The sequence below is a fragment of the Glutamicibacter sp. NPDC087583 genome (assembly GCF_044743685.1).
GTDB lineage: Bacteria > Actinomycetota > Actinomycetes > Actinomycetales > Micrococcaceae > Glutamicibacter.
The window spans coordinates 950,717-966,490 of sequence record NZ_JBIUWY010000001.1; the positions used below are offsets into that span (position 1 = coordinate 950,717).

Annotated in this window: 14 protein-coding genes; 11 read left to right on the forward strand and 3 right to left on the reverse strand. The window is 61.3% G+C overall.

Annotation, left to right across the window (positions count from 1 at the left end; translation table 11 throughout):
* Positions 1 to 53: 53 nt before the first annotated feature.
* The 3 genes from secD to ACIOU9_RS04545 all read left to right on the forward strand — a co-directional run bounded on the left by secD (position 54) and on the right by ACIOU9_RS04545 (position 5,245).
* Positions 54 to 1,778, forward strand: a complete 1,725-nt coding sequence (gene secD, locus ACIOU9_RS04535; RefSeq protein ID WP_332486111.1) for a protein translocase subunit SecD — start codon at positions 54 to 56, stop codon at positions 1,776 to 1,778.
* A complete protein-coding gene (gene secF / locus ACIOU9_RS04540; protein ID WP_105658281.1) occupies positions 1,771 to 2,739 on the forward strand; it encodes a protein translocase subunit SecF in 969 nt (322 codons plus the stop codon). Before secD ends, secF begins: the two co-directional genes overlap by 8 nt.
* A gap of 238 nt (positions 2,740 to 2,977) precedes the next feature.
* Positions 2,978 to 5,245 carry a bifunctional (p)ppGpp synthetase/guanosine-3',5'-bis(diphosphate) 3'-pyrophosphohydrolase gene (locus ACIOU9_RS04545; RefSeq protein ID WP_105658282.1) on the forward strand — a complete coding sequence of 756 codons (2,268 nt, stop codon included), beginning with the start codon at positions 2,978 to 2,980 and terminating at the stop codon, positions 5,243 to 5,245.
* A gap of 27 nt (positions 5,246 to 5,272) precedes the next feature.
* Here the strand turns inward: ACIOU9_RS04545 and ACIOU9_RS04550 are convergent, their stop codons facing one another.
* On the reverse strand, positions 5,273 to 5,896 hold the full coding sequence (locus tag ACIOU9_RS04550; RefSeq protein WP_332486116.1) for a hypothetical protein: 624 nt from the start codon (positions 5,894 to 5,896) through the stop codon (positions 5,273 to 5,275).
* Between the two features lie 60 nt (positions 5,897 to 5,956).
* Positions 5,957 to 7,315, reverse strand: a complete 1,359-nt coding sequence (locus ACIOU9_RS04555) for a DUF349 domain-containing protein (RefSeq protein ID WP_133833327.1) — start codon at positions 7,313 to 7,315, stop codon at positions 5,957 to 5,959.
* 143 nt (positions 7,316 to 7,458) lie between these two features.
* On the opposite strand from ACIOU9_RS04555, the gene hisS reads away from it, so the two are divergent.
* From hisS to ACIOU9_RS04575, 4 genes are all read left to right on the forward strand, one after another.
* Positions 7,459 to 8,781 carry a histidine--tRNA ligase gene (hisS, locus tag ACIOU9_RS04560; RefSeq protein ID WP_105661364.1) on the forward strand — a complete coding sequence of 441 codons (1,323 nt, stop codon included), beginning with the start codon at positions 7,459 to 7,461 and terminating at the stop codon, positions 8,779 to 8,781.
* An 89-nt stretch (positions 8,782 to 8,870) separates the two neighbouring features.
* A complete protein-coding gene (gene aspS, locus ACIOU9_RS04565; protein ID WP_105661363.1) occupies positions 8,871 to 10,670 on the forward strand; it encodes an aspartate--tRNA ligase in 1,800 nt (599 codons plus the stop codon).
* 165 nt (positions 10,671 to 10,835) lie between these two features.
* On the forward strand, positions 10,836 to 11,957 hold the full coding sequence (locus tag ACIOU9_RS04570; protein ID WP_402696143.1) for a hypothetical protein: 1,122 nt from the start codon (positions 10,836 to 10,838) through the stop codon (positions 11,955 to 11,957).
* Positions 11,950 to 12,279, forward strand: coding sequence for a PadR family transcriptional regulator (locus ACIOU9_RS04575; protein WP_105661361.1), 330 nt, complete (start codon positions 11,950 to 11,952; stop codon positions 12,277 to 12,279). The genes ACIOU9_RS04570 and ACIOU9_RS04575 overlap by 8 nt, the downstream gene beginning before the upstream one ends.
* Here ACIOU9_RS04575 and dtd read toward each other — a convergent pair.
* A complete protein-coding gene (dtd, locus tag ACIOU9_RS04580) occupies positions 12,276 to 12,713 on the reverse strand; it encodes a D-aminoacyl-tRNA deacylase (protein WP_402696144.1) in 438 nt (145 codons plus the stop codon). The genes ACIOU9_RS04575 and dtd overlap by 4 nt on opposite strands.
* Positions 12,714 to 12,768: 55 nt before the next feature.
* On the opposite strand from dtd, the gene ACIOU9_RS04585 reads away from it, so the two are divergent.
* From ACIOU9_RS04585 to ACIOU9_RS04600, 4 genes are all read left to right on the forward strand, one after another.
* Positions 12,769 to 14,175: a replication-associated recombination protein A gene (locus ACIOU9_RS04585; protein ID WP_105661360.1), complete on the forward strand. Its 1,407-nt coding sequence runs from the start codon at positions 12,769 to 12,771 to the stop codon at positions 14,173 to 14,175.
* A gap of 184 nt (positions 14,176 to 14,359) precedes the next feature.
* Positions 14,360 to 14,986, forward strand: a complete 627-nt coding sequence (gene rpsD, locus ACIOU9_RS04590; protein WP_105658291.1) for a 30S ribosomal protein S4 — start codon at positions 14,360 to 14,362, stop codon at positions 14,984 to 14,986.
* 125 nt (positions 14,987 to 15,111) lie between these two features.
* Positions 15,112 to 15,483, forward strand: a complete 372-nt coding sequence (locus ACIOU9_RS04595; protein WP_105658292.1) for a DUF948 domain-containing protein — start codon at positions 15,112 to 15,114, stop codon at positions 15,481 to 15,483.
* Between the two features lie 80 nt (positions 15,484 to 15,563).
* Complete coding sequence (locus ACIOU9_RS04600; RefSeq protein WP_105658293.1) at positions 15,564 to 15,773, forward strand: hypothetical protein; 210 nt, start codon at positions 15,564 to 15,566, stop codon at positions 15,771 to 15,773.
* The last annotated feature ends 1 nt before the right edge of the window (position 15,774 follow it).

Sequence of the window (15,774 nt, forward strand, 5' to 3'; positions counted from 1 at the left end):
GCAGCATAGCGGTGGCCTGAAGGCTAAGCCACCCAAACCAGAAAGCACAATAGATGTCATCAATCAGACCTGTTAAGCAGGCGCGCAAGGCGTTGCTATGGTTGCTGATCGTCTTCATCATCGCAACCGGCGTGTTGGTAGCCGGTGCAGCGAACGGTAAAACCGGATGGGGACCGAAGCTCGCCCTCGACCTCGAAGGCGGTACCGAGATGATCCTGGCCCCTCGGGTCCAGGGCGACGAAGCAATCAACCAAGAACAACTGGACCAAGCGGTTGAGATCATCCGCCAGCGTGTGGACGGTTCCGGTGTTACCGAATCGGAAATCACCACCCAGTCCGGTCGCAACGTTGTGGTCTCGATGCCCGGCACCCCGGACCAGACCACTCGCGATTTGATCCAGGCCTCGGCCAACATGGAGTTCCGCCCGGTGCTGATCACCGGCAGCTACGCAGCCACCCCTGAGGAAGATCGCACTCCCAAGGAAGACCTGCCAAAGCCTGAGGGCAAGCCAGAGAACCCATCGGACACCAACTGGATCACCGCAGAGCTCTTCCAGGAGTTTGAAGGCTACGACTGCGAAACCGAGCTCAAGGACCGCGGAGGCGACGCTGCGGACCCGGCCAAGCCAATGATCTCCTGCGATACCGACATGGGCGTCAAGTACATCCTTGGCCCACAGGAAATCTCCGGCGACAAGATCAAGGACGCATATGCGCAGCTCGCTCGCGGCGTCAATGGTTCGGTCACCGGCGAATGGGTCGTCGTCATCGAATTCGATGCCGAAGGCACCAAGATCTTCGCCGATACCACGCAGCGTCTGATTGCCCTGCAGGGTTCGCAGAACCAGTTCTCCATCGTGCTTGATGGCGAAACCATTTCGGCGCCAACCACCAATGCGGTGATCTCCGATGGCCGTCCGCAGATTTCCGGTGGCTTCACCCAGGAAACCTCGCAGGCGCTGGCCGAGCAGCTGAAGTACGGCGCACTGCCAATCAGCTTCGACATCCAGTCAGAGCGCCAGGTTTCTGCAACGCTGGGTGCTGACCAACTGACCGCGGGCCTCATTGCCGGTGTTATCGGCCTGGTCCTGGTATTCATCTACTCGCTGTTCCAGTACCGCGCCCTGGGCTTGGTGACCATCGCTTCGCTGCTCGTCGCCGGTGTGCTGACCTACCTCTGCCTGGTCCTGCTTGGCTGGGGCATGAACTACCGCCTGTCGCTGGCGGGCGTGGCTGGCTTGATCGTGGCGATCGGCCTGATCGCGGACTCGTTCATCGTGTACTTCGAGCGTGTTCGAGATGAGCTGCGCGAAGGCCGGCCATTGGCAAGCGCCGTGGATATCGGCTGGAAGCGTGCCAAGCGCACCATTCTGGCTTCCAAGGCCGTGAACGTGTTGGCTGCAGTAGTGCTCTACATCGTTGCCGTGGGCAACGTGCGAGGCTTCGCCTTCACCTTGGGCCTGACCGCAATCGTTGACCTCGTGGTCGTGTACGGACTGACCCATCCAACCTTGGTCCTGCTGGCACGCACCAAGTTCTTCGCCAACGGCCACCCGCTCTCGGGCATGGATCCATCGTTGCTTGGCGTCAAGCCGCTGTACCAAGGTGCAGGCAAGGTTCGCCGCTTCGATGAAAACGTTGTGGCAAACCGCGGCAAGAAGAATGCGAAGGCCTCGGCTGAGGCCGCCAAGCGCATGACGATTGCCGAGCGTCGCCGTGCACAGGCCGAACAGCCAGCCAGCACGCAGGCCAAGGCCCAGGAGGAGAACAATGAATAAGCTAGTCACTTGGGGCAACGAGCTCTACACCGGCAAGCGTTCCTACCCGTTCACCTCCAAGTACCGGTTGTGGTTCCTGATCGCCGGTATTCTGGTGATGCTGTCGATCCTGCTTCCAGTGGTCAAGGGCGGCTTCAACCTGGGCATCGACTTCCGCGGTGGTTCTGAATTCACCGTTTCGGATGTGCAGAACACTGATATCTCGATTGGTGAAAAAACTGTTAGCTCGGTGGCTTCGGGTTCCGAGGCAACGGTCACCAACATTGCTCCGGGCACCATGCGCGTGCAGACTGAGCGTTTGAGCGATGACCAGACCTTGGCCATCGCCGGCCAGCTCGCGGAGAACTACGGCGTCTCCAGCGATGAAGTTACCAGTAACTTCATCGGCCCAACCTGGGGTGAAGACGTTTCGCGCCAGGCACTGGTTGGCTTGGTAGTCTTCGTGGTCCTGGTGGGCTTGCTGATGGCTGCCTACTTCCGAACCTGGAAGATGTCGCTGGCAGCGATCGTCGGACTGATTACCGTGGTGATCGTGACTGCGGGCATCTACTCGCTGTCCGGTTTCGAAATCACGCCCAGCGCGATCATCGGCTTCCTGACCATTCTGAGCTACTCGCTGTATGACACCGTGGTGGTTTTCGACAAGGTCCGCGAAAACACCAAGGACTACACCCAGCAGTCCAAGCGCACCTTCGAGCAGCTGGTGAACCTCGCTGTGAACCAGACCCTGGTTCGCTCGATCAACACCTCGGTCGTTGCCGTGCTTCCAGTGGCCGCGATCCTATTCATCGGTTCCTACCTGCTGGGTGCCGGTACGCTCAAGGACCTGTCCTTGGCGCTGTTCGTCGGTATCATCGTCTCGGCCCTGTCGACCTTGTTCGTGCAGGCGCCAATGTTCCATTGGCTCCGCCACAAGGACGACGACGTGGTAGCGCACGATAAGAAGATGGCTGCTGCCTAAACCGATCCGAAGATCTGAATTTGGTGCTCCCAGCATTTGCTGGGGGCACCAATTCGCTTAAGCGGGAAGATGCGTAATTAGTTGTCACCGCCCGAACGTGCTATAACGTTTGAACTAAAGAAGGTGTTTTTTCAGTGCACGGCTACCAGTGATCTGGTGGCCCGGAACTACCGTTGGATTCCGTCGGGCTTCACGCAGGCTCGGTAAAGAATCCAACGGCAACGGGAAGGAGCGGGGCATGGCGAATACGCCTAACCTGAACAATTCGAAACGACGCTCTATCTCTCGTTTGGTGCGCTTTGCTGGCCGGGGGAGCACCCCGAGCACATCGCCGACCCTTGAACCGCTATTGCGCACGGTCAAGTCCAAGCATCCGAAGGCGGATTTGGACCTGCTGGTCCACGCCTACGAGGTCGCCGAAAAGTACCATGAAGGCCAGAAGCGCAAGAGCGGCGACCCGTACATAACGCACCCGGTCGCCGTCGCCACGATCCTGGCGGAGATGGGGATGACCGGCTCGATTCTTGCCGCCGCCTTGCTGCACGACACCGTTGAAGACACCGATTACTCCCTGGAGTCGGTTAAGAAGGAATTCTCCGAGGAAATCGCCATGCTGGTCGATGGCGTGACCAAGCTGGACAAGGTCACCTATGGCGATGCGGCCCCGGCAGAGACCGTGCGCAAAATGGTCGTGGCCATGTCCCGCGACATCCGCGTGCTGCTGATCAAGCTGGCCGACCGCCTGCACAATGCCCGAACCTGGCGCTACGTATCCCCGGAATCTTCCTCGCGCAAGGCGAAGGAAACCCTGGAGATCTTCGCACCGCTGGCACACCGTCTGGGCATGAACACCGTCAAGTGGGAGCTGGAGGACCTGTCCTTCGCTGCCTTGCACCCGAAGGTCTACCAGGAGATCGTCCGCATGGTGGGCGATCGCACTCCGGAACGTGAAAAGTACCTCTCCTCGATCCGCCAGACCCTTTCGGGCGATCTCGGCGATGTCGCCATCCATGCCTCGGTGTCCGGCCGGCCCAAGCACTACTACTCGATCTACCAGAAGATGATCGTGCGCGGCAAGGACTTCGACGATATCCATGACCTCATGGGCGTGCGCATCCTGGTGGATACCGTCAAGGACTGCTACGGCGCCCTGGGCGTCGTGCATGCGGAGTGGAATCCACTGCCTAACCGCTTCAAGGACTACATTGCGATCCCGAAGCTGAACCTCTACCAGTCGCTGCACACCACGGTGATGGGTCCTGAAGGCAAGCCGGTGGAGATCCAGATCCGCACCCACGATATGCACGTACGCGCCGAATACGGTGTAGCAGCGCACTTCCAGTACAAGCATGGGCAGACCGATAACTCCATGCTTTCGCCGGAACAGAATATGGATTGGCTGCGTTCCTTGATGGAGTGGCAGGCGGATACCGCCGACTCCGAGGAGTTCCTGGACGGCCTTCGCTACACGATCAGCTCCGCTGAAGTCTATGTGTTCACCCCCAAGGGCGACATCATGTCCTTGCCGGTTGGTGCCACACCGGTGGATTTCGCCTACTCGATCCACACCGACGTCGGCCACCGCACCATCGGCTCCCGCGTCAATGGCAAGCTCGTCCCACTGCATACCGAGCTCAAGCAGGGCGATGTGGTGGAGGTCTTCACCTCGAAGGCCGAAGGCGCTGGCCCATCCCAGGATTGGCAGAACTTTGTCCGCTCGCCTCGTGCCAAGGCAAAGATCCGCGGTTACTTCTCCAAGGAACGCCGCGAGGAGGCCATCGAAAAGGGCAAGGAGCTGCTGACCAAGGAACTGCGTCGCAACCAGCTGCCATTGCAGAAATTGATGACTCACGACCTGCTCACGGCGGTAGCCAACGAACTGCACCACACGGACATTTCGGCCCTGTACCAGTCCGTGGGCGACGGCCATACCAGTGCACAGAACGTCATTGAGCATTTAACGGCCCTGATTGGCCCTCCAGAAGCCGAACAGGTCGATGAGGAAGCGGTAGTCCGCCCAATGGCTCCCAGCCCGGCTACGGGCAACGACGCCGGCGTGATCGTCGAGGGCCTGGGGGATGTGCTGGTGAAGCTGGCGCGTTGCTGCACCCCGGTGCCGCCAGATGAAATCCAGGGTTTCGTAACCCGTGGCGCCGGAGTCTCGGTGCACCGCACCGACTGCCTGAATCTGACGCAGCTCGCCGAGCAGCCGGATCGACTGGTCAATGTCACGTGGGCCACCAAGCACCATGGCGTGTTCCTGGTGGAGATCCAGGTCGAAGCATTGGACCGCAAGTCGCTGCTCTCCGACGTCACCCGGATACTCTCCGAAAGCCACTTGAACATCCTTTCGGCCAGTGTGCAGACAAGCAAGGACCGTGTGGCAATCTCCCGTTTCTCCTTCGAAATGGGCGATCCCAAGTTCCTGAGCCACGTGCTGAACCAAGTACGCCGCATCGATGGCGTCTACGATGTCTACCGCACCACCGCAGGGTCCCGCCGCTAATAGCGCGGTGCACCCCGCGGCGGCAGCCTAGGCCGCGTGCGCCGTATCGGAGAAGGACTGGACCAGGCGCAGGGCCCGGGAGCGCTCGGGTGAGGGAACCTCAGATGCCAGGGCTTGTTTGATGGCGTCCAAAGTCAGGTAGGGATCTGCCAGCGCCGCGACTGTGCCCAGTACGCGGCTGGCAATGGGCAATGGATCGTATTTCGCGCAGTCGCAGGCGCTGCGCAATGCGGTGGTCACCCTGATGCGGCTGCGGAACACCATGTCCGTATCCGGCACCTGCATTTGGGCGAATTCCGCCCTCAGCCCGTGCCCGGGGTAGAACGGCCGATGGTAGCTCTTGGTGTAGATGCACAATGTGGACACTGACGGCAAGAGCCCATGGATCCAGGCTGCAGTTTGGCGAGCTAGCACCGCATCGCGGGCCAGCTCGCGGCCACAGGCGAAACCTGCAATCCGTGCCCGCACCGACGCGTTGACTCGGATGCTGCTGGGCAAAAAATAATCACCGAGGACCTCGATCAGCAGGCCGTTGTGGGCCATGGCGTGCAGCTCGTTGCGGGTGAACATCTCACCAGCGATCCACAGGTCCCCGGGAATGCGCAACGCGGCGGCGCGAGGTCCGGTAGCTGGGGAATTTCTCGTTTCCATAGAGCTACTGAACCAGTTCGCGCCGCCGCGTTGGCGGTGTGCAAGCGATCTGTGGATTACTTACTGGAAGTCGGCAGCCGACTTCTCCAAGGTGCTCAGCCACATGCGGCGTGCATCCAGGGCTTCCTGGGCTGTCGCGATCTGCTTGGCGTTGCCCTTGGCCTGTGCTGCTGCCAGATCATCTTCCAAGGCGGAGATGGTGTCCTGCAGCTGCGAGAGCATCGAGTTGGAGCGGGCCTTGGTCTCCGGGTTGGAACGGCGCCACTGTTCGTCCTCGGCACCCTTGACCGCGTCCTCGACCTGGCGCAGGGCCGATTCAATGCGCTGCAGGTCGTTGCGCGGCACCTTGCCGGCAGCTTCCCAACGGGTGCGGATCGAATCCAGCTTGTTCTTGGCAACAGCCAGATCCTTGATGGGAAGCAGCGCGCGCGCTTCTTCCAGCAGGGCTTCCTTCACCACGAGGTTCTGGGAGTACTCTTCATCGATCTTGGCGTTGGCCGCGGCGCGGGCCTGGAAGAAGACATCCTGGGCGGCACGGAAGCGGCTCCAGAGCTGGTCGTCGTCCTTGCGCGAGGCACGGCGCGACTTCTTCCACTCGTCCATGAGCTTGCGGTATTCGGCGGCGGTAGCGGTCCAGTCGGTGGACCCCTGCAGCACCTCGGCGCGAGCGATCAGCTCTTCCTTCACTTCCTTGGCGGCCGCGTTGGTCGAATCCAGCTGCGAGAAGTAGGCCCGGCGATGGCGGTCGAAGGTGGTGCGGGCGGAGCGGAATCGCTTCCACAGCGCATCTTCGGTGGACCGTGGCAGGCGCACCGAGGAACGCTGCGAACCCTTCCAGGCGTCGAACAGCTCGTTCATCGCCGCCGAAGCGGTCTTCCACTGGATCTGCTCCGGGCGCTTGCCGGCCAGCTCTTCAGCCTGTTCGACGATGGCTTCGCGGGCAGCGAGCTGTTCCGCGCGAGCTTCGTCGTTGGCCTTGCGCTGTTCGCTGGTCAATGCCTCGACGGCTACGCGGGCATTCTCGAGGCGCGTTTCCAGCGCCGGGATGTCGCCGACCATATGGCGTTCGGCAACGGTGGCCGAGAGCGCCTGCACAGCCTTGCTGAGCTCGCCGGCCGGGGCCTTGGCAACGACGCGCTGCTCCAGGAGCATCAGCTGCGAGAGCGCGTCGTCGTATTTGCGCACGAAGTAGCCCAGGGCTTCGTCCTGGGTTGCGTCGGGGTATTGGCCCACTGGGAATTCGGCGCCGTCAATGATCACGAAGACGTGGCCGTCCTCGGTCACACGGGCGAACTTTGCCGCTTCGTCGAGGGGAGTGGTATGTGCGACGCTTGGCGCTACAACCGGCTTTGCGGCAGGCTTCTGGGCCTGTGGCAATGGGGTCTTCTGGCTGTCGTCGGATTGCTGACTGGTGGTCACCGCTGAAACTCTTTCACTTTACGAGCACTTGCTTTAGCCAACTCTACCTGTGACCTCCGCTTCTTAGTAAGCCGACGTGCACAGGTTTCTCGGGTTTCGGGCTATAAGATGGGTAGGTAGCCCAATTTGCACTAAGGAGTTTCATGGCACGCAAGGCCTCACTATCAGGTTTCCCGGAATGGCTTCCCGCCGAACGGGCAGTTGAACAGCATGTGCTCGATACCTTGCGCCACGTCTTCGAACTGCATGGATTCGCCAACATCGAGACCCGTGCGGTGGAAACCCGAGCGCAACTTCTGCGCAAGGGCGAAATCGACAAGGAAGTCTACGGACTGTCACGGCTGGCCGCGGAGGATGAGAAGAACGATCCCAACGCGTTGGCCCTGCACTTCGACCTCACCGTGCCTTTCGCACGCTACGTGGTGGAGAACGCAGGCCACCTGGCCTTCCCCTTCCGCCGCTACCAGATGCAGAAGGTCTGGCGTGGCGAACGCCCGCAGGATGGCCGCTTCCGCGAATTCACCCAGGCCGACATCGATGTCGTGGGCGATGGCACCTTGCCCTTCAGCTACGACGTGGAGCTGGCGCTGACCATTGCCGACGCGCTCTCCGCCCTGCCGATCGGTGATTTCCGCCTGCGGGTGAATAACCGCAAGCTGGCCGAGGGCTTCTACCGCGGCCTGGGCCTGGAAGATCCGGATGCAGTCCTGCGCGCCATCGACAAGCTGGAAAAGATCGGCGATGATGCCGTCGCCAAGATCCTGGTCGAAGAAGTCGGCGCCACCGCGCAGCAGGCCGCCGCCGCCCTGGCCCTGGCCAAGATCCGCACCATGGACACGTCCTTCGTGGAGCAGGTCCGCGCACTGGGCGTCAGCCACGAACTGCTGGATACCGGCTTGGATGAGCTCTCGCAGGTCATCGATGCCGCATCCAAGCGCGCACCGGGCAAGGTCATGGCCGATTTGTCCATCGCCCGCGGGCTGGACTACTACACCGGCACCGTGTACGAAACCGTGCTGGTGGGCCACGAATCCCTGGGTTCGATCTGCTCGGGCGGGCGCTACGAATCGCTGGCTTCCAAGGGCAAGAAGAACTACCCGGGTGTGGGCTTGTCCATCGGCGTCACCCGCCTGGTCTCGCGCATCCTTGCAGAAGAGTCCGTGTCCGCAAGCCGTTCGGTGCCTTCGGTGGTATATGTCACCTTGGCCAACGACGAGTCCTGGCACGAAGCGCAGGATGTAGCCTCGCAGCTGCGCGAGCGCGGCATCGCCTGCGAGGTAGCAGCCAGCGCGGAGAAGTTCGGCAAGCAGATCAAATTCGCTGATCGACGCGGGATTCCGTTCGTCTGGTTCACCCATGCCGATGGCGCCCACGAGGTCAAGGACATCCGTTCCGGCGAGCAGGTCGCCGCGGATCCGTCCACCTGGATGCCGGCCGAAGCGGACCTGAAGATCGCCATCAGCTAGTTCTCGGGCATGATCGCCCGCCCGCGCACCAATCACGGTGCACTAAACTTCATGGGAAGAAACTTTCCCAACCGACCGAAAGGATCGTAGTGCTACGCACTCATCAGCTGGGCGTCTTGAACGCCGAGCACATTGGACAGCAGGTCACACTCACCGGTTGGGTCGCGCGTCGCCGCGACCACGGTGGTGTCGCCTTCCTGGATTTGCGTGATGCTTCGGGCGTGGCCCAGGTCGTCGTGCGCGATGAAGAGGACTTCCATCCGCTGCGCAATGAGTTCGTGCTGCAGATTCTCGGCACCGTCGAGCGCCGCCCGGAGGGCAACGAGAACCCGAACCTGCCTACCGGGCAGATCGAGGTCATCGCTGAGACCGTGACCGTGCTGAACACCGCGGCCCCGCTGCCATTCCAGGTCGACGAGCACGTCGAGGTCGGCGAGGAAGCGCGCCTGCGCCACCGCTACCTGGACCTGCGCCGCCCGACCCCGGCCCGCAACATCCGCCTGCGCTCCGAGGCCAACCGCGTGGCACGCAACCTGCTGCACGACCAGGGCTACATCGAGATCGAAACCCCGACGCTGACCCGCTCCACCCCGGAAGGCGCCCGCGACTTCGTCGTGCCGGCCCGCCTGACCCCGGGCAGCTGGTACGCCTTGCCCCAGTCCCCGCAGCTGTTCAAGCAGCTGCTGCAGGTCGGCGGCTTCGAGAAGTACTACCAGATCGCCCGCTGCTACCGCGATGAGGACTTCCGCGCGGACCGCCAGCCGGAGTTCACCCAGCTGGACATCGAAGCATCGTTCGTCGAGGAAGATGACATCATCGAGCTCGGCGAAAAGTTGGTCACCGAACTGTGGAACCTGATCGACGTGCAGGTCCCGACCCCGATCCGCCGCATGGCGTACTCGGAGGCCATGGCCAAGTACGGTTCGGACAAGCCGGATCTGCGCTTCGGCCTGGAACTGACCGAAATGACCGAGTACTTCGCGAACACCTCCTTCAAGGTCTTCCAGTCCGAGTACGTCGGCGCCGTGGTCATGCCTGGCGGCGCATCGCAACCGCGCCGCACCCTGGATGCCTGGCAGGAATTCGCCAAGCAGCGCGGTGCCAAGGGACTTGCCTACGTGCTGATCAAGGAAGATGGCGAGCTGGCTGGCCCAGTGGCCAAGAACCTGTCCGAGGAAGAGAAGGCCGGACTGGCCGCAGCTACCGGCGCAGCCGCCGGAGACTGCATCTTCTTCTCCGCCGGCAAGAAGAACGAATCCCGTGCACTGCTCGGTTCGGTCCGTGTCGAGATCGGCCACCGCACCGGCCTGATCAAGGAAGGCGACTGGGCCTTCGTCTGGATCGTCGACGCACCGATGTTCGAAGCTGCCTCCGACGCTGTCGCCTCGGGTGACGTGGCCGTGGGCGCTGGCGCTTGGACCGCTGTGCACCACGCGTTCACCAGCCCCAAGCCGGAGTTCATGGACACCTTCGACACTGATCCTGCATCGGCCCTGTCCTACGCCTATGACATTGTCTGCAACGGCAACGAAATCGGCGGCGGTTCGATCCGTATCCACCAGCGCGACGTCCAGGAACGCGTCTTCAAGCTCATGGGCGTAACCCAGGAGCAGGCTGACACCCAGTTCGGCTTCCTGCTCGAGGGCTTCAAGTACGGCGCCCCACCGCATGGCGGCATCGCCCTGGGTTGGGACCGCGTGCTGCAGCTGCTGACCAACTCGGAGTCCATCCGCGACGTGATCGCCTTCCCGAAGACCGGTGGCGGTTTCGATCCGCTGACCGCGGCTCCTGCGCCAATCACCCCGCAGCAGCGCAAGGAAGCCGGCATCGACTTCAAGCCTGAGAAGAAGAAGGCCGAAGAGACCGAAGCCAAGGCCGAAGCCAAGTAGGTTCACGCAGCTTCGTAACGCCGGATGGAACGCTTGAATGCGTTCCATCCGGCTTCTTTTTAACCTGGAATTAGCTCTTTTGGTGGACTATGAGTATTTTTAATACTAGGTTTGTTTTTGACTTAGTTTGCAGAACCAGTTCTCACGACCACTTTGGAGCGATACGTGCCAGCAGAAGAACCACACGATATCATCGAACGTTACCCAGAAGCGGACCAGGAATGGGCTAAAACCTTTTTCGCTTCAATGGTGTGGAACGACCTCACCAATGCGCAGGTGGTGCTCGAACTGGACCGCACCCTGAGCATGGTTCGCGATAGCGGGCAGCGGGCCGAGGAACTCTTTGGCCATTCGGGCGAATATGGTGCGACGCGGGCTCAATGTCTATTGACGCCAGAGCAGCGCGCGGACGCGGAACTTCCCGTCGAATCAAGTACTGCGCTATTGGCGGTTGTTGGGATGCTTGTTGGCCTGCTGTGCACTGGATTTGGAATCTGGATCGGGTTCCGCGATGGGTGGACCTCGAGTTCGTGGCACTACTGGCAGCTTTCTGCTCTAACTGCCGGGGCAGGGATCGCACTATCGGGATACCTGTGGTGGTTTAACCGATTGAAGGGGAAATTCGGCCTGTCCTGGATACTGGGACCGGTAGGTATCCTCGTGTCGGTTGGAGCTGCCGCTCTAATCGTGCAGATAGGAGGAAGCAATAATCTGCTGCCCCTGCCAAATTGGTTAGCTCCAATTCTTGGCGCAGGGCTGGTGGTTGCTTGCTTCTATCTGATGCCTGCCTATAAAGCGCAGAAAGCCGCTGGCGGGCAACAAATCCTTCTCGGCACCGACGAGTGGTTCGCGGAAACCACCAGACTGCTGCGCGGACGCTACGGCATGAGTCACAAGGAAGCCAATGAGTCGCTGAGTACTGCGCGAGAACATCTCGATGATGCGGCGACCCGAGGCGAAAAAGCTGACCCAAACCTTGAATTCGGAACGCCCAATGAATTCGTGATTGGGCTGGCAGTGAACACCGAAAAGGCGCTCAAGCGTCGTTGGCTTCTACGCCGCATGGCCACCTTGACCGTAGTCGCTTTATTCGCGGTCGGCGCGGTCGCTGGCCTGATGGATCCAGCGCGAAATGGCGGGGATATTTTCTTTGGGGTCGCAGTGCTGGTGTTTGCCGCGGTGAGCGTTTACGAGCTGCGTCCGGCTGACCGCAAGGCCTACGTCCAAGAGAAGCTCAAGGAACGAGCAGCCAATGCCCGGGCACTGCAGGAGCGCGACGATGACTAAGCCCGAAGGCTTTCCGGGTAGCTGGCAACGCGCCATGTTGCCGATGCTCTTACTCGCCGAACTCTCGGCTGGCCAGGCCCACGGTTATGCACTGGCGAAATCCCTGCAGGAACGCGGTTTCGGGCCGATCAAGGGAGCCACGCTCTACCCCGCATTGGCCAAACTCGAGGCCTCGGGTTTTGTTGAAACCCGCTGGGAAGAAGGCCAAGGTGGCCCGGGGCGAAAGGTCTACGAACTCTCCGCCACCGGACGGGTGGAACTAGCCGAGCAACGAGCCAGCTTCGACCAACTGACCCAACTGGTACAGAGCACCGGCCGCTAGGGTAGGTCTGCCGAGTCTACGATCATCGTGAACGGTCCGGTATTCGTTAGCGAGACATTCATCATCGCGCCAAATACACCGGTCTGAACGCTCGCACCCAATTCGCGCAGGTGCTCCACGAAGTAGTCGTACAACGGTTCGCTGATAGGACCGGGCGCCGCATTGGACCAGGATGGGCGACGGCCCTTGCGCACCGAACCGTACAGGGTGAACTGGCTGATCACTAGCAGTGGTGCATTCACCCCGGCGGCGGAGGTTTCATCCTCCATGATCCGCAGCTGCCAGATCTTTTCGGCCACCTTGCGTGCGGTCGCCTGATCATCCTCATGGGTCACCCCAAGTAGGATCACCAAACCGGGGGAGTCGAGCTGGCCGGTAATCTGCCCTTCAACCTCAACATGGGCGGTGGCAGCGACCTGGACGACAGCGCGCATATGGCGGACCTTTCAAAAGACGGTGGGGCTTCCAGAATATCGGTAGGCTTAGGGGGTGAGCGATTTGTTCGATTCCCTGTCCGATGAGCCACGCGATGCGCGTGAGCCCCAAGTCAACCGGCCCCGTCCGCCACTGGCGGTGCGCATGCGCCCGAAGACCTTGGATGAGCTCGTCGGCCAACAACACCTGCTAGGCCCGGGGTCACCCTTGCGACAGCTGGCCGAAAACCCTGAAACCGGGTTGGCTGGACCTGCCAGTGTGATCCTCTATGGCCCTCCGGGAATTGGCAAAACCACCATCGCGCACGTGATCGCCCGCGCCACCGACCGTAAATTCGTGGAACTTTCGGCCATCACCGCCGGTGTCAAAGATGTCCGGCGAGTCATCGAACAGGCCAAGGATGACCGCGATCTGCGCGGGATTACCACCGTGCTCTTCCTCGACGAGATCCACCGCTTCAACAAGGCCCAGCAGGACGCACTGCTGCCCGGCGTGGAAAACCGTGTCGTCGTCCTGGTAGCTGCGACGACGGAGAATCCCTCCTTCTCGGTGATCTCGCCGCTGCTTTCGCGCTCTTTGCTGCTGACCTTGCGTCCGCTGACCGACGGCGACCTGTCCACCTTGCTCGAGCGCGCTGTGGCCGACGAGCGGGGTTTCGACGGCCAGGTGCTCCTCAAGGAGGAGCAGCGCGACGCCATTGTCCGCCTGGCCCAGGGCGATGCCCGACGCTCGCTGACCGTGCTGGAAGCAGCCGGCGCGGTGGCTTGGAACGCCGCGGGCGCCGGCATCGATCCGCCGGTGCTGATTACGGACGACCATGTGCAGCTGGCCATGGACCAGGCGGTCCAGCGCTACGACAAGGATGGCGACCAGCACTACGACATCATCTCCGCGTTCATCAAGTCCATTCGTGGCTCTGATGTGGACGCGGCCCTGCATTACCTGGCGCGCATGCTCTCTGCGGGGGAGGACCCCCGCTTCATTGCCCGCCGCCTGATGATCTCGGCCTCGGAGGATATCGGCATGGCCGATCCCACCGCACTTCCCGTTGCCGTAGCAGCCGCTCAATCGGTGCAGCTCACCGGCATGCCGGAAGCACGGATCATGCTCGGGCAGGCAACGGTTCATCTGGCTACGGCCCCGAAGTCCAACGCTTCATACAATGCGATCAACGCCGCCCTGGCCGACGTATCCGAAGGCAAGGGTTCGCTGGTTCCCGACCACCTGCGTGACGCGCACTATCCCGGCGCCAAGCAGCTGGGCCATGGCGTGGGCTACATCTACGCCCATGATGCTCCGCACTCCATCGCAACCCAGCAGTACCTGCCCGATGATCTGGTGGGCACCGACTACTACACGCCGACCAATAACGGTGCGGAAAAAACCATAGGGTCCCGCCTGTCCCGTTTGCGTGAAATCATCCGGGGCAAGGATCCGCAGCGCTCCAAGGGCAAGCGCTGATTGTGCGCTAAGCCTCAGCGAAAGCTGCTGCCGTTTCGTGTAAACTTGATCTTTGGCTGGCAAGCCTTGTCCCGCATTCGAGTCATCGAGCGTGGAGGCAGGGTTGAAGTGAAGCAGGGACGCGACGCCCACACACTCTCCCACCTGGAGGCCAGTAGATACCGTCGCTAATCGAAAGGGACACATTATGGCTAACGCCCGTGCCCGCCGCACCGTACGCCTTTCGCGTGCGCTCGGCCTTGCATTGACTCCAAAAGCTGAAAAGTACATGGAGCGCCGTCCATACGGTCCAGGCCAGCACGGCCGCGCCCGTAAGAAGCAGGACAGCGACTACGCAGTACGTCTGCGCGAAAAGCAGCGTTTGCGTGCCCAGTACGGCATCCGCGAAGCTCAGATGCTGAGCGCCTTCAAGGAAGCTAAGCGCCTCGGCGGCGAAACCGGCGGTAACCTGCTGGCTCTGCTCGAGTCCCGTCTGGATGCCCTGGTTCTGCGTGCAGGCTTCGCCCGCACCATCCAGCAGGCCCGCCAGATGGTTGTTCACCGCCACATCCTGGTCAACGGCCAGCGTGTAGACCGTCCGTCCTTCAAGGTACAGCCGGGTCAGCTGATCCACGTACACGAGAAGAGCGAGAAGATGGTTCCATTCCAGATGGCTGCAGCAGGTGAGCACTCGAAGGTGCTGCCAGCCGCTCCTGCTTACCTGGACGTAAAGCTGGAAGCCCTCCAGGCTACCTTCGTGCGCACCCCAGAGCGCACCGAAATCCCAGTGACCTGCGAAGAGAACCTCGTGGTCGAGTACTACGCACGCTAAATCCGTGCGCTAGTTCCAAGCCCGCAACCGGAAACGGTTGCGGGCTTGTCGCTTAACTACCTATTTGGGCTCTGACTTCGATAAGGTGGACTGGCACCAAAAACCCAAAGCAGAAGAGGAAGCACATGTCGGGTTCGGATATTGCAGGGCTCATCGCCGCCGGCGCGTTTGTTGTACTAGTTGTGCTGCTGGCAGTGCCGATCATGAAGTTGGGCAAGGTGTTCGACGAGCTGCGCAAATCGATCAAGGACCTGGCCGACGGAACCACTCCGCTGATCGGCGAAGTCGCCAACACCGTGGCGACCACCAACGACCAGCTCAAGAAGGTCGATGCCATCACCAGCAACGTTTCTGACACCACCGCCAATGTGTCCGCGCTGTCCTCGCTGGTAGCAGCCACCGTTGGCAAACCGCTGATCAAGGTTGCCGCGTTCACCGAAGGCGTGAAGGTCGCGATGAACACCAAGCCAAGCGGCAAGGCTCGCCGCAGCCGCTAAGCAAGCAACGCTGTTTGATCGAACACGTATCGGCGCGCTGAATAGGATACGGCCAACTGGTGGCCGCCAAGGAGACTAGAATGAAAAAGCTCTTGTGGGTTTCGATTGGAGTGGGCGTTGGCGTGCTCGCGTCCAAGAAATACGCTGAAGTTTCATCCGGGGCGGCGCTAAACCGCCAGGTCGGCAAGTACACCGACCGCGCCTCGGAATATTGGGAAGCCTTCCGCCAAGGAATGAGCTCCCGCGAAGAAGAATTACGTTCCGCCTTGGGCGTGGACGCCGCTAAGTGAA

Coding starts and splice junctions, on each gene's coding strand:
- ACIOU9_RS04600 (WP_105658293.1), top strand. CDS start 15,564: ATGAAAAAGCTCTTGTGGGTTTCGATTGGAGTGGGCGTTGGCGTGCTC.
- ACIOU9_RS04550 (WP_332486116.1), bottom strand. CDS start 5,896: ATGGAAACGAGAAATTCCCCAGCTACCGGACCTCGCGCCGCCGCGTTG.
- dtd (WP_402696144.1), bottom strand. CDS start 12,713: ATGCGCGCTGTCGTCCAGGTCGCTGCCACCGCCCATGTTGAGGTTGAA.
- ACIOU9_RS04595 (WP_105658292.1), top strand. CDS start 15,112: ATGTCGGGTTCGGATATTGCAGGGCTCATCGCCGCCGGCGCGTTTGTT.
- hisS (WP_105661364.1), top strand. CDS start 7,459: ATGGCACGCAAGGCCTCACTATCAGGTTTCCCGGAATGGCTTCCCGCC.
- secD (WP_332486111.1), top strand. CDS start 54: ATGTCATCAATCAGACCTGTTAAGCAGGCGCGCAAGGCGTTGCTATGG.
- ACIOU9_RS04545 (WP_105658282.1), top strand. CDS start 2,978: ATGGCGAATACGCCTAACCTGAACAATTCGAAACGACGCTCTATCTCT.
- secF (WP_105658281.1), top strand. CDS start 1,771: ATGAATAAGCTAGTCACTTGGGGCAACGAGCTCTACACCGGCAAGCGT.
- ACIOU9_RS04575 (WP_105661361.1), top strand. CDS start 11,950: ATGACTAAGCCCGAAGGCTTTCCGGGTAGCTGGCAACGCGCCATGTTG.